Origin of the sequence: Corallococcus sp. AB049A, assembly GCF_003668885.1 — a bacterium.
GTDB classification, from domain to species: Bacteria; Myxococcota; Myxococcia; order Myxococcales; family Myxococcaceae; genus Corallococcus; species Corallococcus interemptor.
The window spans coordinates 1-26,704 of sequence record NZ_RAWL01000069.1; the positions used below are offsets into that span (position 1 = coordinate 1).

Genomic DNA, 26,704 nt, shown 5'->3' on the forward strand with positions numbered 1-26,704 from the left:
TGCAGTTCACGGTGGAGGGAGGCGCGGCCGAGCAGGTGGAGATCCTCAAGGACACCACCGTACTGGTGAAGCCCACGGGGAGTCCCTACTCGTTCACCTGGGACACCACCTCGGAGGCAGAGGGGACGTACCAGCTGTCCATCCGCGCGACCCGTGGTGGAGCCGCTTTCATCAGCGCGCCCAGGACGGTCATCGTGGACCGGACCGCACCCACCGTGGCGTCCTTCCTGCCGGCCAGGGACGCGGCGACCGTGGGCGTCCACGACGCCATCCAGGTCACCTTCAGTGAGCCCATGAATCCGAACTCTGTGACGGAGTCGGCCGTGGGGCTCAAGACGGGGACCGGCGCCGCCATCGCGAAGTCCGTGGCTCTCTCCGCGGACGGTAGGACGCTGACCGTGACGCCGATGAGTGCGCTGAGCGCACCGAGTACTGTCCAGGTAGACCTCACCGCCGCCGCGAGCGCCCTGACGGACCTGGCGGGGAACGGCGTGGCGGCCGCGCCAGCATGGTCGTTCTCCGTGCCAACGTGGTTGCCCTTGGGCGGCGCAGTCAGCGCGGTTGAGGGCCGGACCTCAGCAGAAGACGTCGTGCTGAAGATGGATCGGAATGACCGGCCAGTGCTCGCTTGGGCTGAATCAGATGGCTCAAGCAAGAATGTCTATGTGGCTCGGTGGACAGGGACGACCTGGGCCACGCTGGGCGGCGGATTGAGTGGCCTCACGGGCTCGGGGACGGATGCAACGCAGCCTACGCTCATCATTGACTCCGTGAACCGGCCGGTCGTTGCATGGCATGAAGAGACTCAAGCCGGAGGGAATATTTCTATCTTTGTACGTCGATGGACAGGGACTGGTTGGGAATCGCTCCCATCCATTCCCCTGCACTCTGGTGACCTCGAAATATCGGAACCATCCCTCGCGGCGGAACTGAACGGTGTCCTCCATCTCTATGCTCGCAATGGCAACGAAGGCATCGCGGAAATTGGCCACTACCAACTAACGACTGGGGGTCAAGCGTGGACTCGCACGCTCATTCCGCGCCCCCCGGAATCACCTCGCGTCTACTCGTTCTCCACTGCTACTTCCTCGAGCAGCATCTACGTCTCATACAGCATCCTGGACACGAGTACATATGACGGCCGAGTCGTCATTGGCGTCGCAGAGAACGAATCCAATCCAATGGGGGGAAGCGTCCTCGGGAATGCATCCTGGAGCCCCACCATCGCAGTCGATAGCAATGGCCGCCCTTGGGTCGCGTGGTCTGAGTCTGCCTCGATGCCGACAACCGATGGTCGGATTCAATGGGCGCGGTGGGAAGGCACAAAATGGACGTCACCCGAAACGGTCAGCGCCTCATCCACCGGCAATGCAGATCCTGTCCTGTCAATGAGCACGGGAAGCCCTTATGTCCTGGCATGGAGTGGCATCACCGGTGCTGAGCGGAGCATCTTCGTGAGTCGCTGGGTTGCTGGCGGCTGGCAGTCCATTGCCGAACCGCTCAACGCCTTGGCAACCACGGGCACTCCCGCCTCCGGGCCATCCATCGCAATGGACTCCGATGGTCGCCCCCTCATTGCCTGGACCGAAGAAGATGCCACTGCGGCAAGCATCTACGCCTTCCGCCTTAACATTTAGCCGCAACCACTCTGAGCGAACACAGTCAACCCACCCGAACCCAGAAAGCGCAAACCCCATGACACACAAACAAGCAAACGCGCTCAAGATTCTCACGACAATCATTTCACTCGTCGCATGCGGCCCCGTATCCAACACGGACGATGCATCCAGCAGCATTGAGGCGTCCTCGCAGACGGCGGACCTCACGCGATGCCGCAAGGACGCCAACCAGCCAGCGGGGTGCGCATATGGCGACTACTGCCTTCAAACTGCAGGTTGGTGCCTTGATGTTCCAAGCCCCACTTGCAGCAACTTCGCCATTCATGGAACCAACTGGGACCCAAGCACATCAACCGGGCCGGTCATCTACGAGGCAACGGCGGTCAGCTTTGCGGTTGACGATGCATTCTGCCCAGAGCCAGGAATGCTTCGAGCGAAATTTCAAATCAAGGCATACGCACCAGAGGGCGATCTTCCGACCAGCCGCGACGGCTTCTACAACCGATTCCATGGCGTCACCCAAGCAGGAGTTGCGTACAACGCAACGGCCATCCAAAATATCGTCACAACCAACAACGCCAGAAACATTGCCTTCAATGTCAGCCTTTGCCTTCCCGGCGAAACAACAAGCTATACCGCTGGCTTTTTCTTTGCCGAAGGCAACGAAATCTGCGTCACCGCTCCGTAGTGGCGCTGGAAGCAACTCGGGCACGCACAAACCAAGCGTCACAAGAGTCCGCCTCAGCAACAGATCGCGCCACGGCCACGCCGCTCGACTGTCACTACCCAACCTCGCTGCATAGGTGCAATCAATCCTCGTCCCTGAAGGTTGAGTGTACGATGCCCTTGAAGTGGCTAGCCACCCGCATGTCATTACCTCCCACGTTCAGTCCGGCGCAGCCTCCTCCTTCGCCAGAAGCAGCCCGAGGTTTTTGAAGTCCCCTGCCCGTTCGTTCCCATGTGAAGCCCGGGTGCGGCGGGCAGACGTGTTTCCGGGGCCTCCCTTTCGGACGGGGGTCCAGTTCCGCGGACGGGCATGGCAGTGTTCTCCCTCAGGACCGGGCCGGTCCCAACCTTGCAAAAACACGCCCCATGCCCAACCTGAAACACCTGTTGCTGCTCAGCTGCATCGGCCTAAACCCCGCATGCATCGACGTTCCCCCCATTGAGGACCCGCCCAAAGAGGACCCGGCGGACCCCAACGCAGACTTCACCTTCACGGCGCTTCCCTCTCAGGAGCAGGTCCTCCCCGGAGGAACCCTGGACTGCGACATCCAACTCACCTGGACCGACACCGCCGGAGGCCCTGTCGCCTGGAGCCTCCTCTCCCCGCCCGCGGGCATCGAGCTCCAGTCCTCCACCCTGCCCAGGGGAGAGACGCGAGGAACCCTGAGCATCCGGGTGGGCGCGGGCACCGTGCCCGGCCCCTACACGCTGACGCTGCAGGGCAAGAACGGCACGGTGACGAAGCAGGCCACGGTGGCGGTGACCGTGGGTAAGCCCGGGGACCTGGTGGTGAACTGGGTCGTGCCCACGCCCGGCAAGGCGTACACGCGAGGCCCTCTGCTCCTGCAGTTCACGGTGGAGGGAGGCGCGGCCGAGCAGGTGGAGATCCTCAAGGACACCACCGTGCTGGTGAAGCCCACGGGGAGTCCCTACTCGTTCACCTGGGACACCACCTCGGAGGCAGAGGGGACGTACCAGCTGTCCATCCGAGCGACCCGCGGTGGAGTTGCCTTCGTCAGCGCGCCCAGGACGGTCATCGTGGACCGGACAGCGCCCACCGTGGCGTCCTTCCTGCCGGCCAGGGACGCGGCGTACGTGGGTGTGCACGACGCCATCCAGGTCACCTTCAGTGAGCCCATGAACCCCAACTCCATGACGGAGTCGGCCGTGGGGCTCAAGACGGGAACCGGAACGGCCATCGCGAAGTCCGTGGCCCTCTCCGCGGACGGCAAGACGCTGACCGTTACGCCACTGAGCGCCCTGAGCACTCCGAGCACGGTTCAGGTCGACCTTGCTGCTGCAATGAATACCCTCACAGACTTGGCTGGCAACAGCGTAGTCGCCGCACCGTTCTGGTCATTCTCCGTACCGACGTGGCTGCCGGTAGGAGGGGCTGTCAGCGCGGTAGGAGGTAAGACATCAACCGAGCGCATGGTCCTGAGAATAGACCACGACGACCGCCCTGTCATTGCATGGGCTGAATCGGATGGATCGAGCAAGAACATCTACGTTTCCCGCTGGAACGGAGAGACGTGGAATATGATTGGCCCCCCCCTCAGTGGGCTGGCTGCTCTGGGAACGGACGCAACGGCGCCGACCCTGGCCATTAGCGCTGATGGCGAGCCCGTGGTCGCCTGGGAAGAGAAGACAGGAAATCCAGATGAGCGGTCAATATTCGTTCGACATTGGACGGGCATGACATGGGAGTTGTTGCCATCGCCAACTCCGCCTTCGAGCATGGATACACTCTCTTCACCCAAGCTCACGATTGCCTCAGACAACACAATCAGTCTTGTCACCTCGCTTTACGACACCGCAAGCACCACGATCGTCGGGTACCAGTCTTCGAGCCAGCCAACCTTCTGGCAGCAGCCATGGGAAATCTATTTCGACCAGTCCTTCAAAAACCCCTCTGAACCAGCTTCGGCGGCATCAGGCAGCGATCTTTTTATTGCAGCAACTGTCTTTGATGATCACAAATCAACACGCAACATCGCCGTATACAAAAATAGAAATCCCATCCTCGGTGGCATGACGTTAGGCAACATCGCTGCGGCGCCCTCTCTTGACGTTGACACCAACAGTCGCCCATGGGTGGCATGGGCAGAATCCGAAACAGCCCCTCAGTCGGATGGTCAAATATATTGGTCGCGATGGGAAGGCAGTTCTTGGAAACTCCCCGTTGCTGTCAACACGCGAGCCACAGGGAACGCATCACCAAGCATCGCACTGGCAAAGGGTGGTCCTCATGTGCTGGCATGGAGCGGGGTCATTGATTCCGAGCGAAGCATCCTGGTCAGTCAATGGATCGCAAACTCATGGCAGACCATGGACTCACCACTCAATGCCTTGGCTACAACTGGGACGCCTGCGACTGGTCCATCAGTGGCTCTGACTTCCACAGCACAGCCATTCGTCGCATGGATTGAAGCAGATGCGAACGCAGCAAGCGTTTATGTGGTTCGAATCAACCGCTAAGCATTAGATTGGAACCCCCACTGGGCCTGCAGCTCTCCCATTCAACCGGCTCTGCAGTGCCCTTGGGACTGGCTTTTACCCTTGCCTTTTTGGCACGACCAGACCACGGCTCAACCGATTGAGGACGCGTCGCTTTTGCCGCCGTTTGTAGCTTTCGTGGGCATTGTCACCGAGTTCGTTTCTACGGGCCGTTTCCTCGTCCGCGATTTGAAACTCAACAAGCGCGAACGTAACCCGCCCCTTCCTGTGCCGGGTGTCGCTTTCAGGGGGCGGCAGATACGGGTCCATCCGCAGCGGAAGGTCTACGACGAAGTTGAGGACCCGGTAGGAATCCCCAGAGAATGCGTTCCCCGTCCGGTCCTCACGGTCCTCGAAGTCCCGGTCCAAATGGAGTTGAGGGATGAACTGCTCGAAGTGAGGGTTCTCCTCCAGGAGCCCTTTGAACGGCAGTAGCGAGTTCTCCGTCTGGCCCGGGACGACGAAGTTGAAGGGGAACAGGCGCTGCGTCAGGAAGTAGAGGACCGGCAACAGGTCCTCCCGTTTGCGGGTGATGACGCGAAACCGCGTGCGGTCATAGACCTGCGCTGCCACGGTCTCCTTCTTCGCGATCAACTTCGTGATCAGGGAGTCCCGTGTCTTGATGGAGTGGGCGAACTCCACGATGGGCAAGCCCATCTCCTTCATCTCACGAGCAACGCCCAGCACCTTGTCCGTGACCATCTCCGCGAGTTCGGCTTCGGAGGCGGCCAAGCGGAAGAGCAAATCCCGCCCCTCGATGTGCTGGATGACGTGCATGACCTTCAGCACGATGCAGGCGATTCGCCGGTAGCGGGCCAATCCCTTCGCTCCCGACGCGAAGAGGAACAGGTCGTGGAGTTCTTCCGGCTGGGCTACCGCGTCCGCGACCCGGTAGTCGAAGGTCTTGCGCAGGTACTCCACGGCATCTGCGAGCACCGTCCGGGCCCAGGCATCATCGTAGGGCCGTGACACGTCCAACTGGCAGAGGCGCAGGAACCGGTCCACCTCATCCCGCGTCTGGAAGTGCATGCGCCGCCAGTCGATGACCGAACCGCCTCTCAGGATGAGCCGGATGCGCTCAAGTTCACGCAATCCCATCTGCGGCACCGTGCAGACAGGAACAGCGGAGAGGACTGGAACGAGAGAGGGGGCCTTCACAGCATCGTTCCTATCTGGCTGGAGACCCAAGGGAAAGCCCCGCAATGCAAAGGGCCCCGGCCTGAAAGCAGGCTGGGGCCCTCTTGACCACGGCCGCCTAGCTACTTGGCGGCGACTTCCTTGCCCTTCTCGAAGCGGCTCTCACGGACGACCTTGCCGTCCTCGCTCAGTTCCTGGACCGTGCCGTTTCGGATGCCCTTCTGGTACTGCTCAACCATCTTCGGCTTGCCGTTGGCGAAGTACTGCACACGGGTCCCGTGATAGTCGCCTTCCGCGAAGTCCGTCTCCCCGGTCTTGACCCCGTTGGCGTCCCAGAACGTCCAATGGCCCGAGCGGAAACCGTTCAGATACTGGCCGTCCGACTGCTTCTGTCCGTTGGGCCAGAAATCTGCGTAGGGGCCATGAAGGACCCGCTCATTGCCCTTCTGGTTCACCTTGACGCAATAGACAGCTTCATCCTTGCCCAGCTTGCCCTTCTGGACCGAACCTGCGGGGCAGGACAACTGCGCATCCGCGGCAAGGCTCGTCGACGAAACGGCCAGCATGGATGCGATGAGAAGTTGAGAAGCCTGCTTCAGAAACATGAACGCTCCCTTTCCTTGCGAGACGGCATGGAGGACGCTGAGGACCGCCACCGGAAAGACCGCACAAGCCACTAGCAAATTCACACCGGCTTCCTGGCGGTAACCATCCACCTGCATCAGGCCCCCGCTTCAAACAGAAGGCCTCGTCCCTATCCATGGGGACGAGGCCAGTCTGCGCAAGCGGGACCTAAAATTACGCTGAACGCTCTACTTGTTGAGCTGAGCGCAGGTCTCGTTGCCGCCCGTGAAGTACAGGCCAATCGAGATGGTAGAAATATTTCCTGGGCACAATTGCACAATGAGCGTCGCGTTCTTGCCGTCCGCAGACACGGTGTACCCCGAACCCGAGGGACGCATCTTGGACACAGCGTCCTCCTGATTTCCGTTAACGGTCACGTAGAAGAACCCCGGGAGCCCGGAAAACTGCTGCGGGAACGTCCCAGCCGTCGGGGAATAGGCCTTGACCTGAACACGAAGTACATTGTTGGCATCAGGGCACCACGCCGGAGAAACGACATCCGCACCCCATGACGCCTTGGTCACGCTGTAGATGATCGGCCCCGTAGAGGTGCTGACGTTCCAGACGGGGGTCTTACCACCCTTGGCAGGATCGAAGTTCACACAGGTAGGCGGAGGCACGGCAGTGCACTTGTTCGAGCTGCAGAAGCTGCCGTACGCGCACGCCGCCTGGCCCTCACCGGAGCAGGTCGTCGCGGCCGGGCCGCACGCGCCAGTGGCGGTGTTGCAGGTCTCGCCGGAGCCGCAGTCGGCGTCCTTGGTGCAGGTCGCGGGCGTGGAGCCGGGCTCCTCGCAGCGCTTGGACTTGGTGCCGCAAACCAGGGACGTGGAGTCGTCCGTGTTGCACAGCTGGTTGGTCTGGCACTGGCAGACCTTCTGCGTGTTGGACGAACCCGCGAGCGGCGCGCAGTTCTTCTCGGTGTCGGGGCAGTCCGAGCCGCTCTCGCAGGTGTCCATGCACACGCCGGCGGCCGTGTTGCAGAAACCGGAGGAGCAGTCGGTGTCCGACGTACAGGATTCGACCGTCGTCGGATCATCGCCACAGGCCGTCAGGGCCAGGCTCATCGAGCTCAAAGCGGCGAGCATCACCATCATCTTGCGCAGCTGCATTCGGAACTTCCTCCTGGATGAATTACGTCGCCCGGTGTCTCCGGCCACGTGAGTCCAGACACCGGGTTTTTAGGTCGAGCGGGCTTTAGTCTTCCCGCTCCAGACGTGTCAACGAGTGTCGACGACCTTCCCACGGCCCAGACCGGGGGAAATTCACTGTTCACGAAAGCGCACAATCCAGCCGCACGGCACAGCGACATCGCCGTCATACGTGACGGCGATGTCACTCCTGGACTTCAGAACGTGAACGGGAAGTCGATGGGCTCGCCCTGCTTCTGGTGCTTCGGGAAGGACCAGCTCTTGATGAGCCCCGTGATGCACGTGGCCATGTAGCTCGAGCGGAACTCGTCCGTGCGGCACGACACGTTGGTCGTCTTGCCGCTCGTCTGGACCGTCCAGCGCATCACCAGCTTGCCGCTGAGCGACGGGTCCTTCTGCTTCTGCTCGTTCACGCACTTCACGATGGCCGGCTTGTTGTTCAGCACCACCTGCATGATGTCCGACTGCTGCAGGCGATCCAGCGTGCCACCGCCCGGCTCGGGCGGGATGTAGGCCGTCGCGGTCGGCTTGGTCGCCGGCTTCGCGGCCGCCGGCTTCTTCGTGCCGAACAGCTCGTCGAAGTCGTCATCCCCGCCACCGGAGCTCGACGACGAAGCGGACGACGACCCGGAGGGCTTCGACACGGTGATGGCGTCGCCCTCGTCCTCGTCCCGCTGGGAGCCGCGGCTTCCGCCGGAGCCCGTCTTGCGATGGTTGCGCGAATCCACCTTCGCCACCGCCGTGCCCATGTTGGGCGTCGTGGAGGCAGGCTGCACCGCCGCCGTGGGCGGAGGAGGCGCAGGCGTGGCGGCCGGAGCCGTCGCCGCGGCGACAGGAGGCGTTCCGCCCGCCGCGGGCGGAGTGCCAGGGGCGGCAGGCGTCCCCGTGGCAGCGGCCGCGGTGCCCTCCGCGGGCGTCGTGGCAGCCGGAGGCGGCGTCGCGGCCGGAGGAGGCGTCTGCACCGCCGCGGGAGGCGGCGGCATGGGCGGCATCTCCGCCTTGGGCGTCGGCGCGGTCGCGACCTGGACCGGCTGCTCGGCGGGGCGCTCGGACGAATTGCCGCGCGCGACGAAGACGACCGCGGCGCCGGCCATCACCAGCACGCCCGCCGTCACCGCGACCATCATCCCCGTGCGGCCCTTGCCACCCGAGGGTGCCGCCGCGGGCGGCGGGTAGGCCGCCGGATAGCCCGGAGGCGGATAGCCCTGCGGCTGCTGCCCGTACGGCATCTGCGGCTGCTGCGGCGCGTAGGCCTGCGGCTGCGGCGCGTACGGCTGCTGCACCGGCTGCTGCGGCGCGTAGCCCTGCGGCTGCGGCGCCGCGTAGGCCTGGGGCGCGGGAGCCATCATGGCCCCAGGCATCGACGGAGACGACACCGGCTCCGGCGGCGGCATGGGCACGTCCAGGAGGCGCGACTGGGACAACGGCTCGCGCTCCAGCGACGGCGCCGGACGCGGCGGCGGCTTGCTGAGGGCGTCGTTCTCCTCCTTCACCAGCGAGGCCAGCACGCTCGCGGCGGAAGGCTTCCAGCCCACCGGCTCCTCGGCCACGGCCGAGTTGCCACCCGCGCCCGGACGCGAGGCGCCCGCGCTGAAGGCGGACTCCACCGGACCGGCGGGAAGCGTGGGCGAAGACGTGGACACCGGCGCGGGCGCGACGATGACCGGCTTGGCCGGACGCGGCGCCAGCACCGACGCCAGCTCCGCCGTCTCCGACAGGGGAATCCAGTCGCTGAAGCCCGAGCGCCAGCAGAGGTTGTCCGGGCCCACCTCGCCGCGGTCCCAGGCGTCCTTCACCTTCTCCACCGTCCAGGGGCCGACCTGCTTCTCGTCAATGGCGACGTACCACTCGTGCGTCGCGGCGGCGGCCTTCTCCTCCGCGGTCGGCTCGGCGGATTCGGCCTCGGCGAGCTTGCGCACGGCCTCCGCCTTCGCGGCCTTGGCCTCCGCTTCGGCTTCCGCGGCCTTGAGCTTCTGCGAGCCGGTGCTCAGCACCTGGTCGAAGACCGCGCCAATCTCATCCTCTTCCACGTCCGTGAAGAGGCCGCCTTCCGGCGGCGTGCCCAGCGTGGCGGGCAGACCCGTGCCAGACGACTCCACGATGCGGGGCGCGTTCGCATCCGCGCTGCTCTTGGCCTCAGTGGCGGCGGTGGCCTCCGCCCCGCCCTCCTTCGCCGCCGATGCACCGGCGGGCCTCACCAGAATGGTGTGACCACACTTCTTGCAACGAAGCTTGACCCCCTTCGGGCCAACCTTGTCGTCGCTGATCATGTACTGCGCGCGGCAGCTGTCGCAGACGAAACGCATCGTTCCCGTAAGCCTCAGAAATGACGGGCGAAATCCCGTCTGAATCGTAGAAGTGGCTCCAGGCGGAGATCAAGGACACCTGCCTTGAACGCCCGCCTGCTTTCAACGCGTGAACCCTCGTTGCGGTCTGAGGGCTTTACTTTCGCACCTGGATCTCGACGTGTGTGCCAACGGCCACACGCAGCTCGTGCAGGTCCTCGGAGGTCGCGAACACCAGCAACTCCCGCAGCTTGGTGCGTGGGGCGACGCGGAAGGCGGACCCCGTCTCACCCTGCACCATGCGGCGCACGGGCTCCAGTTCGCCCGCCGCGAAGAGGCCCGCGCGTGATGCGGTGAGCTCCGCGCCCTCCAGCCACGTGCGCACATCCTGCGGCGTCGCCGTGGGCAGGTAGGCCCTCGCGACCTTCGCCAGCGCGGCCCGGTCCGGCTCGCTCAGGCTCTTGTGGAGCAGCTGCCGCTCCACGTCCACCAGCCGCGGATCCACCGTGTAGCGCACGTTGCCCACCACCAGGCTGAGCGCGGCCTGCACCACGGCCTCCAGCCGCTCGGGCGCGACGCGCTGGCTGAACGCCAGCTCCGGACGCGCCAGCGCCAGGGTGCGCCCCAGGAGGTAGTACACCTCCTTCTGGCCCTGCTCCGCGAAGTACTTGCCGCCCACACGCACACACGCCGGATGCGTCTGGAGCAGGTCCACGTTCACGAGCGGCTCGGGGGCCGGTTCGTTGGAGCGCTTCGCCAGCCGCTCACGCGTGGCGACGAGGAAGGGTGAGTACAGCTCCACCGCCTCCATGCCGAAGAGCCGCGCGACGTAGCGGTAGTGGTTGACGTGGTACTCCTGCGCCGTCGCCACGTCGATGCGGTGGCGCTTGGGCACCAGCTGGTACTGCGGGAAGGGCACCGCGTACAGGTGGCCGGCCTTCTCGAAGAGCAGGCCCAGCAGCTCCGACAGGGGCCCGCGCACCTTCGGGTGGAAGAGCGCGGTCTGCCACAGCCGGTCCGTCAGCGGCCGCTGCGCCAGTTCCTTGTTCTTCGCGTAGGGCCCCAGCTTGGTGAGGATCTCCTGCTCGGTCTCGCCCACCTCGCCCAGGAGGCCCGACACCGCCTGCGCGGCGAGCCACGCGGCGTCGTAGTCCTTGCGCTTCGCGGACAGCTCCGCCAGGGCGCCCACCACCTTGCGCGGGTTCGCCGTGTTCGGCAGCGCGCGGCGCAGCGCCACGATGGCCTCTTCCTCGCGGCCCGGCATCTGGCCCGCGACCTCCGCGAACAGCTCCTGCATGGAGGCGTCATCCGGCAGGCCCTTCGCCGCGACGCCGTAGGCGGCCACCGCGCCCTCCGGGTGCTTGAGCACCTGGAGATACAGGTCGCCCAGCGCGCGCCACAGCGTCATGCGCGACGGGTGCGTGTCCGGCGTCTTGGGCAGACGCGCGAGCATGCGCGTGTAGTTCTCCTCCAGCGTCTTCCACTGGCGGGCGCCGCCGAGCATCGCCTCCAGCGCGCTGAAGGCCTCCAGGAAGCGGTGGTCCAGGTCGAGTGCCGCGTTGAAGGCCTGAGTCGCGCCCTCCACGTCCTTCAGCTCGTCGCGGCGGATCACTCCGAGCGCGAACCACACGCGCTTGGCCTTGTGCGGCTCCAGGGCGAGCGCGGGCAAGGCCAGCATGCGGCCCAGCACGTCCGCGGCCTTCTGGCCCTGACGCGTCTCGACCAGCAGGCGGTAGAGTGCGTCCATCACCTCCGGCGCGTCCGGCTGCGTCTTGAGCGCGCCGGTGAACGCGTCGATGGCCATGTACGGGTCACTCAGCTGATCGCGCGCGATGCGGCCCAGCTCCAGGTAGACCTTGACCTTGGCCTCGCCCTCCAGGCTGTTGACGAGATCCTGGCGCAGCTCCGCGGACCTCTCGTAGTTGCCCGCCTTGTCCATCAGCGCCACCAGTGAGCGCAGTGTCTGCTCGTGCTGCGGGTCGATGGCGAGCGCCTTCTCGAAGTGGTTCTGCGCGCGGTCCGTCTGGCCCAGGGCGGCGTGCACGTCACCCAGCTGCCAGTAGATCTCCACGACCTCCAGGTCCGGCAGCGCCTCGCGGTGGTGGATGAGGATGGTCTGGAAGACCTTGAGCGCGTCCTCGAACCGCTTCGCCTGCACCAGCAGCCTGCTGTAGCCCTCCAGGGCGGGCAGGTACGTGGCGTCCAGGCCGTAGGCCTTCTCGTACGAGGAGAGGGCTTTGTCGCTGCGGCCCAGCTTCTCCGTCACGTAGCCCAGCAGGTAGAGCTGGCGGCAGAGGTCCTGCGCGATGGCGGCGTCCTTCTCCGCCATGGCCTTCTCCGCCATCTTGCGCGTGACGATGTCCAGCATCCGCTCCGCGGACGCCCAGTCCTCGCGCTCGATGTAGACGACCGCCAGCGGGTGCGCCGCCTCCAGGCTGTCCGGGATGTGCTTGAGCGTCTCCTCCCAGTAGGGCGTCGCCGTCTCGCGGTCCTTGCGCGTCTCCGCGTGGTAGCGCGCGACGTCCAGCAGGGCCTTGCCCTTGGCGGCCGGATCATCCGTCTGCTGCGCCTCCTGCAGCAGCGTCTGCTCGTAGCCGCTCCAGTCCTGCTCCTGCTCCTGGATGCCCTTGAGGGCGCGGATGGTGGGCAGGTGGCCCGGGTCGATGGCGAGCGCCTGCTGGTACGCGTTCCTGGCGCTCGCCATGTCCGCGAGCATGTCCTCGTTGATCTTCCCCAGGCGGTGCCACAGCTCCACCGCCTTGGGGTCGCTGCCCACGACCTGCGCTTCCTTCTGCAGCATCTCCAGCGCGAAGGGCCAGTTGCCGCTGCGCTCGTAGAGGTTGCCCAGGGCGTGCAGCGCGGGACGGGACTCGGGGTCCGTGGCGAGCGCCGCGTGGTAGCTGTTCACCGCGCGGTCCACGGCCTTGAGGTTCTGGTACTGCACGTTGCCGATGTCCACGTACAGCTCCGCCTGCTCCTGCGGGCTGGTGGCGAGCGCGAGCTGCCGCTCGTACGCGAGGATGAGGTCCTCCCAGCGCGACTGCGCGCGGCGCAGGCGGATGAGGGACTTGATGGCCTGCGCGTTCTGCGGGTCGATGGAGAGCACGCCCTCGATGCACGCGTCGGCGTTGGCCGGGTTCTGGTACGTGTCCTCCCAGATGGTCGCGCTGCGGAAGAGGACGCGGACCTTCTCGCGGTAGTCCTGGGACAGCTCCAGCATCCGCTCGTAGATGGCGAGCAGGTCCGCCGGTTGATCCAACCGCGTGTGCAGCCGCTCCAGCGCCTCCAGCGCGTCGCGGTTGAACGGGTCGAACTCCAGCGCCATGCGGTTGGCGGACACCGCGGACTCGTCGTCCTTGAGGTCGCGCTCGTAGACGGTCGCCACCTCCACCTGGATGCGCGCGCGCTCCTCGTTGCTGGCCGACAGGTCGCGTGCGCGAAGCAGCGTGGTGGCCACGTCGCGGTACGCGTTGCCGCGCCGGTAGAGGGCCGTGAGGACGCCGAGCGTCTCCAGGTCCGGCTCCAGCTCCAGCGCGCGCAACAGGGCGCTGGCCGCTTCGGTCGGGTCGTCCAGGGTCTCGTCCCAGACGCGGGCAATCTCCTTGAGGATGCCCTTGCGCGCCTCGATGGAGCCCGCCGCCTCCAGCTTCTGCTCCAGCGCGACGACGTACTCGCGGTCGCGGCCGCGGCGCTGGAACACCGCCGCCAGGCCGTCCAGCGCGGTGGCGTTGGTGGGGTCGAACTCCAAAATCTTCCGGAACGCGGCCTCCGCGGCCTGCGGATCATCCAGCCGCGAGTCGTGGATGCGCGCGAGCGTGGCGTAGATGCGCTCCGCGAGCGGGCCGCGCGGCAGCTCGTCCGCGACCTCCTCGTAGACCGCCGCCAGCTCCTCGTGGCTGCCCGTCTCGTCCGCCAGGCGCTCCACTTCCTCACGCAGCGCGTCCTCGGCCGCGTCCAGCTGCAGCGCGCGGCAGAGCGCCAGGAAGGCCACGTCCTTCTGGCCCAGGCGCTCTTCCTGCACCCGGGCGATCTCCCGCAGCGCCGCCATCTTCTCCTCGTCGGTGACGAGGTGGGGCATGTAGCGGTCCATCACCGTGGCGTAGGCGCGCCAGTCGTTGTTCGTGCGGTACAGCGCGCACACGCGCTCGTAGGCGGTGCGGTTGGCGGGGTCGAGCTCCAGCACCTTCTCCAGCGCGCCCGCGGACAGCTCCGGCTTGCCGCCCTGCCCCTCCCACAGGTCCGCGACCGTGAAGTACGCGGCGATGGCCGGGTCGCGCTCCTCGGACGCCAGGTGCACCTGGACCTTGAGCTCCAGGGCGCGCACGGCGTCGTTCCAGGCGCGCAGCGACACGGACAGCGCGTACACGCGCTCCAGGTCGGAGACGGCGTGCGGCTCCACCTCCAGCGCGCGGCGGGCCGCGTCCAGCGACTCCTCGCGCCGGCCCATGCCCGCGAGCACCTCCGCCATCCGCAGGCGCAGCGCCTTCACGCCGTCGCTGCTGTCTTGCAGCGGGATGAGGCGGCGCAGGATGCCCACCAGCTCCTCGCGCTGGCCCGTCTCGTCGTAGAGCTCGCGCAGCGTGTCCAGCACGCCGCGGTGGCGCGCGTCGCGGTCCAGCGCCGCCTTGAAGTACGGCACCGCCGCTTCCGGCTGCTTGAGCAGGCGGTACACCACGCGGCCCAGCCGCTCGTTGAGGCGCACCACCTCACGCGGATCCAGCGTGATGGCCAGGCGGCCCTCGAGCATCTCGCGCAGGTCCTGCGGACGGCCGGCGCGCTCGTACAGCGACTCCAGCGCGGAGAAGACCTGCTCGTTGCGCGGGTTCTTCGCCAGCAGCTCGCGGTACAGGTCGATGGAGCGGCCCAGGTCGGACAGGCCTTCCGCCGACACCTGCGCCATCTTGCCGAGGACGCGGTCGCGCTCGCTGCCGGTGACCTTGTCCGCCTGGAGCTTCAGGATGGCGTAGAGCTTCTCGGACGCGCCCGCGCCCTCGTAGATGCCCTCCAGCAGCCGTGCCGACGCGAGGTGCGACGGATCCAGCGCGAGGATTGCCTCGTACGCACTCGCCGCGCGGTCCGGGCTGTCCATCCGCTCCTGGTAGAGCTGCCCCAGGCGGAAGAGGAAGCCGATCTTGTCCGCCGGCTGGGTCGCGCCGGTGGCCAGCGCCTCCAGCACGCCGGCCAGCTCCGGCCACGCCTCCAGGTGCAGGTAGAGGCGGTCCAACGCGACGAGCGAGGCCTGCTGCACGGACGTGTGCAGCGTGCGCGCGCGCTCGAAGTAGGACACCGCGCGGTCCGGGTCACGCAGGCGCGTCTCCAGCACCTGGCCCAGCTTGAGGCACACCTGGGCCGCGTCGGCGGCCTCGGCGATGCGCGGCAGGGCTTCTTCGTACAGCACCACCAGCTCGTCGTAGCTGCCCGCGGCGTCGGTGGCGTTCTCCAGGCGGCGGCGGACCTCGCTGTCGTTCGGGTCCTCCTTGAAGCCGCGGTAGAGCGCGAGGAAGGCCAGCTCGCTTTCGCCCTGCGTCTCGCGCAGCGTGGCCAGCTCGCCGAGCAGCTGCTTGCGCTCGATGGCATCCGGCGACACGCCCACGCGCGTTTCAATCAGCTGCGCCAGCCGCGTGACGTCACCGCTCGCGCGGAAGGCGCGCAGCAGCGTCTCCACCGCGAGCAGGTTCTGCGGCTCACGCGCGACGATGGCCTCCATGCGGCCCACCGCGCCCGGGTGGTTGGGCTGCACGGACAGCACCTCGCCGAACAGCGACAGCGCGCCTGCCTTGTCCAGCAGCTTGGACTCGCGCACCGTCGCGAGGCGGAACTTCAGCTCCAGGCCCTCCTCCGGCGGCATCAGCGCGATGCGCCGCGCGAGGACGTCCGCGAGCTCCGGCCAGCGCTCCTGCTTCTGGCAGAGGCTGTCCATGCGCGCGAGCGCCACCGCGTCATCCGGCTGCAGCTCCAGCAGGCGCCGGAACGTGGCCAGCGCGCCCAGCGGATCCTTGAGCTGTTCCTCCTGCAGCGCGCCAATCTGGTGGAGCACCGCCGCGCGACGCGCCGGCTCCTCCGACAGCGCGAGCTGACGGCGCAGCACCTCCAGCAGCTCCGAGGGCCGGCCCGTCGAGGCCACCAGGCGCGCGGTGCCGTCCAGCGCCTCGGAGTCCGTGGGCTTGAGCTCCAGCACGCGCTTCCACGACTGGAGCGCCTCCGCCGGCTCACCCAGGTCCACCTGCATCCGGGCGAGCGCGCGGTACAGCTCCGCGCGGGCCGCGTCGCTGGCCTTGGGGGCCACCTCGCTCAGCACCGCGCACAGCTCCTCCGGCGCCTCCGCCTTGTCCACCAGCTGGATGCACAGCTCCAGCGAGCGGGGGTCCTCCGGCAGCTCGCGCAGCGCGCGCGTGGCGGAGAGGAACCCCATCTCCGCGTTCTCCAGCGACGTGGCGTAGATGTCCGCGATGCGGCGCAGCAGCGCGGCCCGCTCCTGCGGCACGGGCTCCGCGGAGACGCGCGACTCCAGCATCTCCACCTGCTTCAGGTGGTTGCCCACCGACGCGAAGATGGGCTCCAGGGCGTGCGCCGCCGCGCCTCGCAGCGGGCTCTCCGAACGCGCCAGCTCCTCCAGCGCGCCCACCGCGCCCGGGTGGCCCGCGCGCCGCGCGAGCACCGCCTGGTACAGCTCCAGCGCGCCGCGCGGATCATCCAGGCGCGACACCTTCAGCCGGCCCAGGCGCACGCGCAGGTCGGACGCCTCTTCCTGCGCGTCGCGCGCGTCCGCCATCTGGATTTCACGCTCGACGTGCTGCGCGAGCTCCGCCCAGCGCTCCATGTCCGCGAGCACGCGGCCCAAGAGCTTCAGCGCGTTGGCGTTCTCCGGCCGGCGCTCCAGCACCTCGCGGTACGCCTGCGCCGCCAGCGACTTGTCCGCCAGCGTCTCCTCGGCCAGGTGCGCCAGCTCGAAGAGCAGGTTGATCTGCGAGGACGGATTCGTCTCAGCGGCCACCTGACGGCGCATGACGAGCGCCAGCTCCCGGTGCGCGCCCGTGCGGCGATGCACGCGGGCGATGGCCTCCAGCACCGGCTTGTTCATCGGGTCGCGCCGGCTCACCTGCTCCAGCGCGCGCACCGCCAGGTCGTAGCGCTTCAGGCGGTTGTCGTAGATGGCCGCCAGGCGCCGCCACAGGTCGCCCGCCAGGGGCTCCGCGGGGTCGCGCTCCAGCTGGTCTTCGTAGGCCGCCGCCACCTCCTCGAAGGAACCCGAGTCCGCCGCGAGCCGCTCCAGCTCGTCGCGCACGCCGGCTTCCGCGGGCAGCTCGTTGAACGCGCGCAGGCGCGCGACGAAGGCCAGCGACGTCTGGCCCAGGCCCTCGCGCAGGATGGCGATCTCCTGCAGCCGCTCCAGGCGCTGCTCCGGCGGCACGCCCGGCAACAGCACCTCCAGCACGTCCACCAGCTTCCGCGTGTCATTGAGGCCGCGGTAGACGGGCTCCAGCAGCCGCGCCGCCTCCAGGCGGGGGCCGTCGTGCGCGAGCAGGCGCTCCAGGCCAGCCACCACCTGGCCGTCGCCCGGCGACAGCTCCAGCAGCCGGCGGTACACCGGCAGCGCCTCCGTGGGGCCGACTTCCTTCTCCAGCAGCTGCGCGCGGCGCAGCAGGTACGCGCGGCGACCGGGCTCGTCCGGCGCGAGTTCCGCGAGCTGATCCAGCACATCCGCCTGCTCCACGAAGTGGCGCGTCTTCGCGTACAGCTTGTCGAGCGCGAGCAGCCCCTCGGGCACCTTGCGGAGGGCCAGCGCGGAGCGAAGCACTTCGATGGCCTTCGCGTCCTCGCCCGCGCTCGCGTAGGCCTCGCCGGCCTTGAGCAGCAGGCCGAGCCGGGTCTCCGGGTCGGTGGAGAGCTGCGCCTGGCGGGCGTAGACCTCCGACAGGCTCTTGGCGTTCTGGCCCTTCTCGTAGAGCCGGGACAGCGCCTCCAGCGCCTGGCGGTCCTGCGGTGCGTCCGCCAGCAGGTTCTTCCAGAGGCGGGTGGCCTCTTCCGGCTGATCCAGGCTCTCACGCAGCTCCGCCGCGCGGCGCAGCAGGTCCAGCATCACCGGATCGCCGGTGGTGAGATCCACGGCGGCGCTCTCGTAGATCTCCGCCAGGACCTCGTGGGAGCCCGTCTCGCGGGCCAGCCGCTCCAGGTCCGGACGCACGCCCTCGCGGTCCAGGTCGTTGGCGAACGCCTTCACCGCCGCCATGAACGCGAGCGACGGCTGCTGCATGTCGCGCTCGTAGATGCGGCGGACCTCTCCGGCGAGGATGATCTTCTCCACCGTGAGCGCGGACTCCATCCGCGTCTCGCGCAGCGCCACGCGGCGGGCATGGTCGCCCACCTGCGCCAGCACCTTGTCCAGCACCTCCAGCGCCGCGCCGCTCGTGGGCACCGACGCCTTCACCCAGGCCTCCAGCGCGGCCCTCGCGCCCGGGTGGCCCGGGTCCTCGGTGAGGATGCGCTTGTAGAGGCCGAGCGCCGCGTTGGCGTCGTCCAGCACCGTGCGCAACAGCTCCGCCAGGCGGAAGGACACCTCACGCCCCTGCGGGCTCTGGCCTTCCTGGTTGCGCCTGAGCGCGAGCGTCCACGCCAGGTCCTTGGGACGGTTGAGGTCCGTGTAGAGGCGATCCAACGCGGTGGCGGCCTCACGCTGCGCCGGGTCGCGCTCCGCGATGGCGCGCCACGCGGCCGCCGCGCTCTCCTTGTCGGTGAGCTTCGCCTCGTGCAGCAGCGCGGCCTCGCGCAGGCACACGAGCTGATCCGCGGGCTCCTGGATGGCCGCAGCCAGCTTCTCCAGCACCTCCGCCAGCGCCGCCCACTCCTCACCCGCGCGGTGCAGACGCTGCAGCGCCCGCAGGCTGTCCAGGTTGCCCGGCTCCAGCTCCAACAGCGCGCGCAGCGCCTTCACCGCGCCGGGCCGGTCGTCGAGCTTCTTCTCCTGCACCTCCGCCAGCTCGCGCAGCAGCGCCGCGCGCGCCTGTCCCACGTCGCCCTCTTCCGTCAGCTCGGAGAGGATCTCCGCGAAGCTGTCGAGCGAGTCCGCGTCCTCCGCGGCCTGACGCGCGGCGGCCCGGAGCCCACCGTCAGCAGGCGCCAGGCGCATCGCCCGCGCGAGCGACGCGAACGCCAGCTCCGGCTGCCGCAGGTGCGCCAGGTGCACCTGGGCCGCGTGACGCAGCGCCTGCACACGCCCGGCGTCGTCGCGAGCCACCTCCGCGAGCACGTCCAGCGTGGCCACCAGCTTGCGGTGTTCCTTCGTGCGCTCGTACGCCGGAATCAGCGCGCGCGCCGCCGCCTCGCGCGACGGACCCGAGGCCAGCATCGCCTCCAGCGCCGAGAGCGCGTCCGGATCCGACGGACGCTGCCGCAGGAGGTCCGCGTAGCTCTGCACCGCCTCCGCGCTGCCGTCCTGCGAGCCCTGCAACAGCTGCGCACGGCGCAGCTTCAGCCGCGACACGTGGTCCGCGTCACCGGCCGTCTCCGCCAGGCCAATCATCCGCGCCAGGGTGTCCCCCAGCTCGCGCTGCATGCCGGCCTTCTCGTAGAGCTCCGCGAGGCGCGGCAGGTGCCGGCCCTCCTCACCGCCATGCGTGATGGCGGACTGGAGCGCTTCGGCCGCATCCTGCGGGCGGCCCAGCTCCACGTTCAGGTCCACGAGCCGCAGGAGCAGCTCCAACCGCTCCGGCCCGCGCGTGGCGTGGATGCGCTTGCGCAGCAGCGTCTCCGCGTCCGCGGAGCGGCCCGCGCGCCCGTACAGGCGCACCAGGCGCTGGAGCACCTGCGGCGACTCGGGCGAGCGCGCCAGCGCGGCCTCCAGCGCCGTGATGGCCTCCGCCGCCATCCCGCCCTCCTCCGCCAGCACCGACGCCTCGGAGAGCAGCTGCACGGCGAGGACCGGGTCCTCGGACTCCGTGGCCAGCGTGCGCAGCACCCGGCCCAGCTCCGCGTGGGCGGACAGGTCGCGCGCCAGACGCGCCGTCTCCGCGCGGCCCGCTTCGTCCTTCGGCTCCTCGCGCACCATGCGCAGCCGCGTGTCGAAGGCCGCGCGGCTGTCCGCGAGCTGCTTCTCATGGATGCTGGCCAGCACCGTCAGCAGCCGCTTGCGCGTGGGCGCGTCCGTGGTGGAGTCCAGCTGCTGCTGGAGCGCCGCCACCTGCCGCTGGTGGTCACCCGTGCGGCCGTAGTGGTTCGCCAGGGCCTCGGTCAGCGCGACCGTGCGCACGCCGCCGGCCGCCAGCCGCTCCAGGCCACCCACCACCACGCCCGTGGAGACGTTCTCCGCCAGCAGCGCGAGGAACAGGTCCGCCGCGTCCTCCTGGCGGTTCAGCCGCTCCGCGTACAGCTTCGCCTGCCGCGCGGTCCACTCGTTGCGCTCCAGCTGCGACTCGGAGAGCGTCGCCAGCTTGCCCGCCAGCGCCGCCGCCTCCTCGAACTTCGACAGCGCCACGCACAGCGCCTGCAGCCGCTGCACCGCCTGCGAGTCCTCGGGCGCCAGCTGCACCCACTGGCGCACGAACGGCTCCAGCTCCACGGGGGAGGCACCGGCCGCCTCGCGACGGGCGATGTCCGTCTCCAGCCGCGTCTTCGGATCATCCGCCAGCGCCGCGGCCGCCTGCAGCGACTTCACCGCCTCGCTCGCCGCGGAGTCACCAGGCACGCGCGAGAGCACCTCGCGCCACGCCGCTTCCGCCCGCACGGGGTCCGCCAGCGGCCCCTGGAGCAGCTGCGCCAGGTGCCGCCACAGCGCCACCGCCACGGCCGGAGGCGTCGCCCCCTGCGCCGCGCGAAGCAGCGCGTGCGCCAGCGCCGGCTGCGCGTTGGCCTTCTCCGCGTGCTCCACCACCGTGTTGAGCAAGAGCGGACGCCCCGGCTCCAGCTCCAGCGCGCGCGCCAGCACCTCGAAGGCGCCGCGCGCGTTCTCCTGCTCCTCGAACATCAGGGCCAGCGCTTCGCAGAACGCCACGCGCTCGGCGCGCGGACGCGGGGCGAGCATGGCCAGCTCCAGCAGCGGCAGCACCTCGTCCAGCTTCTCGTCCTCGGCCAGCAGGCGCGACAGCTGGAAGGCCGCGAGCGCGTTGGTGGGCTCCAGCTTGAGCGCCGCCTCCAGGTGCGCGCGCGCCGCGTCCGCGTCCTTCAGCTGCTGCATGCACAGGTCCGCCAGGCGCAGGCGCAGGCTGGCCTGCTGCGCGCGGTCCTTCACCGTGCCCAGGTAGCGCTCCAGCGTGGCCACCGCGTCCGCGTAGCGCTCCTGGCCCAGCATCAGCTCCGCGGCCAGGCTGGCCGCGTCCGCGCGCGACGCATCCGCCGCCACGGCCTTCTCGAAGGCGGCCAGCGCTCCGGCCGCGTCGTTCATCCGGCCCAGCTTCAGCGTGCCCACGCGCAGCCACAGGTCCACCTGCGCCGTGCGGTCGCGCGCCTCGCCCGCCATCGCCTCCAGCTGCGTGATGGCCGGCCCGTAGTCGCCCGCGCGCCCCGCCATCCGCTCGATGAGCGTGAGCGCTTCCGGCATGCCCGGCCACAGGAGGAAGCAGCGGTCCAACGCCTCCTTCACCTTGGCGGCGGAGCCCGGGTCGTACCAGGCGAACAGCTTCGCCACGAGCAGCGACAGGCGCGCGGCGCTCTTGCGGTCGCGCTCCTCCAGCGACATGCCGCGCAGCATGCGGACCTTGTCGCGCCACACCTGCTCGAAGCGCTGCATCGCGCGCGACGCCTTCTCCGCGCGCGCGTTCTGCGGATCCAGCTCCCGCGCCACGTCCAGCACCTGCTGCGCCAGCGCGTGCTCGGTGGGGTCGTCCACCAGCCGCTCCGCGAGCGCGGCGTACTCCTCCGCCATGCCCGCGTCGCCCAGCGCCGCGCGCTCGCGCTGCAGCGCCTCGAACGCAGGCTGGAAGCGCTCTTCCGAGAGCAGCAGCTGACGCACGCGCCGGAACGTCGCGCGGTCCGGCTTCACCCGCGCCGCGCGCTGCAGGCACAGCACCGCGCGGTCGCGCCGGAAGAGCTTCTGCTCGTACAGGTCCGCGGCCTTCAGGTAGTGGCCCGCGCTCTCCTCGCCTTGCGTCGCGGCGCCCAGCCGCTCCAGCACGTCCACGAGCGACGACGAGTCCTGGCGGATCTCATGCAGCCGCTTGAGACCGCGCAGCGCGGGCATCGGATCCTTCGCGACCAGAAGCGCGCGCTTGAGCAGGTCCTCCGCGCGCGGGGCGTTGCGCTGACGCTCATGCGCCAGCTCCGCCGCGCGGCACAGGAGGCGCGCGGCCTCCTCCGTGGGAACGTCCCGCGAGCGCCCCTCGTAGAGGCGGATCAGCTCCTCGACACGGCCCGTCTTCTCCAGGGCCGCTTCGGTTTCAACGAAGGAGCGGTCGTCGGTCACACGCAACGTGGGACGCGCAGGGGCGGAAGGCTGTTCCATGAGGCTCGTTGGACAAAAGGGGGAATGAAACGAGGGCGCCAGCGGCCGGAGTGTACCGGCCACGGGCGCCCCCGGGCAATCATGCAAAACCCGTCAACCGGCGGGAATTATTGGCTTTCTTGCTCGCCAGCCGAGGAAGCATTTTCCGCCGGAGAAGCTCCGGATTCCGAGTCGTCACCCGCGTCCGGCCTGCTGCCCTCGGGGGGCGTGGCCGGGGTTTCCGGGAGGGCCTTGGCGCGCTCCACGCCGGCGCTGTCATTGAGCTGCGTGTACAGGGCGATGGCCTTGTCACGCTGCTGCAGCTCCTCCGCGATCTGCGCGGCGCGGGGCAGGTGCTCCCCACCGAGCTTCTCGTACAGGGGCAGCGCCTTGTCCTTGCGGCCCGCCTGCGTCCACGTCTCCGCGGCGGCGGTGAGGTCACCCAGCAGCTCCAGCCACCGGGCGCGGCCGGCGGGCTTCTGCTCCTGTTCGGCGCGAGCCAGCTCGCGCTTCGCGAGCTCCTTGGCCTCGTCCTCCAGGGTGAGCCGCTGCATGAAGTGGAACGCCTTCGGAGGAGGCAAGGGGCTCAGCACCTCCACCGCCTCGCGCCGCTGGCCCACGGCCACCAGCAGGGTCGCCGCGCCCAGACGGTCGCCGCGCTCCACCAGGGCCTTCACCTCCAGGCCACGGATGCGGTTGGCGCTCGCCATGTCCCGGGCGCGCTCGTACGCCTTGCGCGCCAGGGTCAGCTTGTTGGCGCGCTCGTACGCGAGGGCCGCCTGGTCGAACTGCCGCGCGCGCTCGTAGAGGCGGGCGACGTTCTCGAAGTCGGCCTTGGCGACGTAGTGCTCCATGAGCAGCTCGTACGCGCCGGCCTTCTCCAGCGTGGGGCCAATCTGGTCCGCGGGCAGCGTGCCCACGAGGCGGCGGACCGCGTCGTTGTCCTGGCCGGACAGCGCCGTGCGCAGCGCGCTCTTCAGGTCACCGCCCGCCTCGAACAGCCGGGTGGCATCCGTGAAGCTGTTGTTGCGCTCGTGCATGCGCGCCGCGTCGCGCGTGCGGCCCATGCCTTCCAGCTGGGTCGCCTGCTCCTTCCAGTCGCCCGTCAGCTCCGGCATCGGCGCGCGCTCGGGGCGCTCACCGCGCGGAGGACGCTCGGGGCGCTCGCCCCGGGGAGGACGCTCGCGCCGCTCACCGGCCGCGCCGCGCTCCGGGCGCTCTCCGCGAGGAGGACGGTCGCCACGCTCGGGGCGCTCGCCCCGGTCCCGGCGCTCGCCACGCTCCGGACGGTCACCGCGCGGAGGACGCTCGGCGCGCTCCTCGCGGGCCGGGGCGGAGGGCTCCGGGGCCGGCTCACGGCCGCTCAGCGCGAAGGCCGCCTGGGAACGGTCCGCGTCGCCCGCGGCGCGCCAGACGCGCCCCACCAGCGACATCACGTCCACCCAGCCGTCGTACTTCTCCTTCGCGGGGTCCACCGCCGGCTTCGCGGGGGCGGCCTCGGCGGGCGCGCCTCCTTCGGCCGGAGCAGCACCCTCGGCCGCGGCAGCGCCCTCGGAAGCCGGAGCCTCCGCGGGAGCGGCTTCGGTGGAGGCGCCCGCTTCCGGTGCCGCGGCCTCAGCGCCCGCTTCCGGCAGGGCCGGCTTCGTCTGACGCTGCACGCGCAGGAGCGTGGTGATGAGACGGCCACGCGTGTTGAGGTCCAGGTCCTCGAGCGACTTGAGGTTCATGGTCCGCAGCGAGCGGACGATGGCCTCCAGCGGACCCTTCTCCGCCCCGAAGTCGTTCTTGGAGAGCGCCTTCTCCAGGACACTCAGCTCGGCGATGACACGCTGGCCGGGCCCCACCGGGCCGGCGTCGCGATCACGGCCACGGCCTTCACCCCGGCCGCGCCCTTCACCCCGGCCACCGCCAGGACCGCCACGACCGCCGAAGCCTCCCGGTCCGTCACGACGGGGCCCCTGGCCCGGCGCGCCCCCGTTCGGACCGCGTCCACCCGGACGCGATCCACCGCTTCCATTCTCCTGAGCCACGTGAATCTCCCGCTAGAACGCGTAGCGAATGTTGGGCGCCACCGCGAACCCGAAGGCGCCCTTGGAGGCGAGGTAGTTCCCCACGACCTCCAGCCCCACCGAGAAGTGGCGCAGCCGCGTGTAGTACTCCACTCCGGGCCCGGCAAACACAAGAATGTCGGAATCGGGGAGGAGCTTCTTGGGAGAGAACATCGCGTAGCCCGCGCCGACGCGGGCGTAGATCCAGGTGCGCTTGACCTCCTGGCTGTCGGCGAAGCCCACCAGGCGGGCGCGCAGCACGGCGCCCGGCACCAGCATGGTGAAGTCACCGGACGCGGCGCCCTGCGAGTAGCCGACGTATTCCGCGCCCGCGCGGTTGGCGGAGCCCATGAAGAAGACGCCCAGCGACAGGCGCTCCCCCAGGTCCACGCCCAGCTCCACCTGGGCCATCTGGCCGGACGAGAAGGGCCGCGGGCCGGTGTCCGCCGGCGGGTTGGTGATCCACGAGGGACCGCCATACACGCCGAAGTACACACCGCGCTCGACCTCGTTGTAGGTCACCGCGGGGCGGTCCTGCATCGCGGAACCGGCGCTGGGGGTGTCCTGGGCGCCCGCCATCGCGGGAAGGAGGAGCGCGGCGCTCAGGGCAAGAGGAGCAAGGACTTTCTGCATGGAGGGCAGCCTGGTGGGGGGCAGTCCTCCCGCGGGGGCGGGAGGTTGAAGTGAAGAAGCGGGCAGCCCTGTCTCCAGGACCGCCCGCGCGGACTTACGGATGTGTTGATTCTACGTCAGTCACCGGCCTGCTTGAAGATGAACGGGTAGGTGACGATCACGGAGCCTCCACCCTTGGGCTCCGGGAACTTCCAGGTGCGCACGCGGCCGGCCACGCAGGTCTCCAGGTCCGAGTTGCCCGCCGTGGACTGCGCGACGTTGGACGTGGCCACCGAGCCGTTGGCGCTGATGATGAACTTCACGGAGACCTTGCCGCCCAGCTTGGGGAAGCGGTTGAGCAGGCTCTCGTAGCAGTAGCGGATCTGCCCGCGGTTGCGCTGGATGACCTGGCGGATCAGCTCCTTGTCCAGCGAGCCCATGACCTCCGGATCCGACGAGGTGATGCCCACGTCCACGCTCTGCTTGCCGCCGAGCGTGCCCACGCCGGTGCCGTAGCTGCCGCTGCCGCCGCCACGGCCCTTGGTGCCGATGCCGCCGATGCCGATGCTGTCACCGGTGCCGCCGCCACCGCCGCCGCTGCCGCGCAGACCCAGGCCGCCGAAGCCGCCCGCGTCGCCCGCCTTGGCGCCGAACATGTTGCCCATGGCGCTCTTGAGCTCACCACCCAGGCCGGACTTGCCGAAGATGGTGGAGATGCCGCCCTTGCCGCCGCCGAAGATCTTCGCGGTGAGGGCGCGCGCCTCGTCCTTCTTGTTCGGGTCGCCCTTGGGCGCGGTGCGGTTGTTGGACTTGGGCGCGTCCTTCTTGCCCATCTGCCCCTCGTCGCCGCGGGACTTCTGGGCCATCTCGCCCGACTTCTTCTCCTTCTGCTGGTTCAGCTTCTCCAGGAACTTGTTCTTCTGGGTCTCCGGAGGCTTGATGATCAGCTTCGCGATGCGCGCGTCGTTGCCCGCGAGCTCATCCGCGTACTGATCCTCCTCCCCCATCCCGTTCATGGAGTGGATGACGAAGGCGGTCCCGATGAAGAACATCACCAGGAAGATGTTGAGCGCCGTGTAGTCGATGTTCTCGCCAATGGGCACGGCGACGCGCTTGGGCACCGGCTGGAACTGCGCCTCCAGCGTGAGGCCGCCCAGGTCCACCCAGATGAAGTCGTCGGCTTCCAGCGTGACGCCGTAGGCATCGCCGTCCTGGGACGCCTTGCCGGATTCCATCACGGCTTCCAGGTCCAGCGTCTGTCCCTTGCGCGTGAGCTCGCCCTTCATCTTGCGCGCGAAGCGCACGGTGAAGGCCTGGCCGTCCGTGCGCAGGACCTCGAAGGACGGGGCGCCCAGCTTCGAGTCGCCCATCACGAAGTCCACGCCCTTGGCGCTGCCCACGGTGATGCCCTTCTTCGCGCCGGGGGGCACGAAGAACTCGCCCACGCGCTGGTCACCCCAGAGCAGGCGCAGCGACACGCCCTGCGGGCCGCTGGACTTCGTCTTCTTCACGGTGCGCACGCGCGGCGCGGCGTCCTGCTCGTCGTGCGCGTCGTCCTCCACCGGAACGGCCTTGGGGGCCCGGGCGGGCGCCACGG

At 68.8% G+C, this 26,704-nt stretch carries 12 protein-coding genes; 3 read left to right on the forward strand and 9 right to left on the reverse strand.

Annotated features, from left to right (window positions below; all coding sequences use genetic code 11):
• The 3 genes from D7X55_RS10450 to D7X55_RS10455 all read left to right on the forward strand — a co-directional run.
• Positions 1 to 1,637: Ig-like domain-containing protein (locus tag D7X55_RS10450; RefSeq protein WP_233609776.1), on the forward strand; the 1,637-nt coding region annotated here is incomplete at its 5' end.
• A 58-nt stretch (positions 1,638 to 1,695) separates the two neighbouring features.
• Positions 1,696 to 2,307, forward strand: a complete 612-nt coding sequence (locus D7X55_RS42870) for a hypothetical protein (RefSeq protein ID WP_147470074.1) — start codon at positions 1,696 to 1,698, stop codon at positions 2,305 to 2,307.
• A gap of 404 nt (positions 2,308 to 2,711) precedes the next feature.
• On the forward strand, positions 2,712 to 4,823 hold the full coding sequence (locus tag D7X55_RS10455; RefSeq protein WP_121722975.1) for an Ig-like domain-containing protein: 2,112 nt from the start codon (positions 2,712 to 2,714) through the stop codon (positions 4,821 to 4,823).
• Positions 4,824 to 4,898: 75 nt separating this feature from the next.
• Here D7X55_RS10455 and D7X55_RS10460 read toward each other — a convergent pair whose 3' ends face one another.
• The 9 genes from D7X55_RS10460 to gltG all read right to left on the reverse strand — a co-directional run.
• A complete protein-coding gene (locus D7X55_RS10460) occupies positions 4,899 to 5,999 on the reverse strand; it encodes a TIGR04552 family protein (protein WP_121722976.1) in 1,101 nt (366 codons plus the stop codon).
• Between the two features lie 101 nt (positions 6,000 to 6,100).
• Positions 6,101 to 6,700 (reverse strand): toxin-antitoxin system YwqK family antitoxin, encoded by a 600-nt coding sequence (locus D7X55_RS10465; RefSeq protein ID WP_121722977.1) that lies wholly within the window; start codon positions 6,698 to 6,700, stop codon positions 6,101 to 6,103.
• A gap of 90 nt (positions 6,701 to 6,790) precedes the next feature.
• Positions 6,791 to 7,711 carry a hypothetical protein gene (locus D7X55_RS42875; RefSeq protein WP_147470075.1) on the reverse strand — a complete coding sequence of 307 codons (921 nt, stop codon included), beginning with the start codon at positions 7,709 to 7,711 and terminating at the stop codon, positions 6,791 to 6,793.
• Positions 7,712 to 7,947: 236 nt separating this feature from the next.
• Complete coding sequence (gene gltJ / locus D7X55_RS10475) at positions 7,948 to 10,056, reverse strand: adventurous gliding motility protein GltJ (protein ID WP_120549739.1); 2,109 nt, start codon at positions 10,054 to 10,056, stop codon at positions 7,948 to 7,950.
• 136 nt (positions 10,057 to 10,192) lie between these two features.
• Complete coding sequence (locus D7X55_RS10480; protein WP_121722979.1) at positions 10,193 to 22,468, reverse strand: tetratricopeptide repeat protein; 12,276 nt, start codon at positions 22,466 to 22,468, stop codon at positions 10,193 to 10,195.
• A 107-nt stretch (positions 22,469 to 22,575) separates the two neighbouring features.
• Positions 22,576 to 24,291: a lipopolysaccharide assembly protein LapB gene (locus D7X55_RS10485; RefSeq protein ID WP_199746922.1), complete on the reverse strand. Its 1,716-nt coding sequence runs from the start codon at positions 24,289 to 24,291 to the stop codon at positions 22,576 to 22,578.
• Entirely contained in the window at positions 24,258 to 24,455 is a 198-nt protein-coding gene (locus D7X55_RS44135) for a hypothetical protein (RefSeq protein ID WP_199738633.1), read from the reverse strand. Before D7X55_RS44135 ends, D7X55_RS10485 begins: the two co-directional genes overlap by 34 nt.
• A gap of 34 nt (positions 24,456 to 24,489) precedes the next feature.
• Entirely contained in the window at positions 24,490 to 25,128 is a 639-nt protein-coding gene (gene cglE / locus D7X55_RS10490) for an adventurous gliding motility protein CglE (protein ID WP_120549742.1), read from the reverse strand.
• Between the two features lie 116 nt (positions 25,129 to 25,244).
• Positions 25,245 to 26,704 (reverse strand): adventurous gliding motility protein GltG (gltG, locus tag D7X55_RS10495; RefSeq protein WP_147470076.1); only part of this gene is annotated, 1,460 nt, incomplete at its 5' end.

Bases quoted from the DNA above. Each gene is read 5' to 3' on its own strand.
- D7X55_RS42870 (WP_147470074.1), top strand. From the start codon at position 1,696: ATGACACACAAACAAGCAAACGCGCTCAAGATTCTCACGACAATCATT.
- D7X55_RS10455 (WP_121722975.1), top strand. From the start codon at position 2,712: ATGCCCAACCTGAAACACCTGTTGCTGCTCAGCTGCATCGGCCTAAAC.
- D7X55_RS10465 (WP_121722977.1), bottom strand. From the start codon at position 6,700: ATGCAGGTGGATGGTTACCGCCAGGAAGCCGGTGTGAATTTGCTAGTG.
- D7X55_RS42875 (WP_147470075.1), bottom strand. From the start codon at position 7,711: ATGCAGCTGCGCAAGATGATGGTGATGCTCGCCGCTTTGAGCTCGATG.
- gltJ (WP_120549739.1), bottom strand. From the start codon at position 10,056: ATGCGTTTCGTCTGCGACAGCTGCCGCGCGCAGTACATGATCAGCGAC.
- D7X55_RS10480 (WP_121722979.1), bottom strand. From the start codon at position 22,468: ATGGAACAGCCTTCCGCCCCTGCGCGTCCCACGTTGCGTGTGACCGAC.
- cglE (WP_120549742.1), bottom strand. From the start codon at position 25,128: ATGCAGAAAGTCCTTGCTCCTCTTGCCCTGAGCGCCGCGCTCCTCCTT.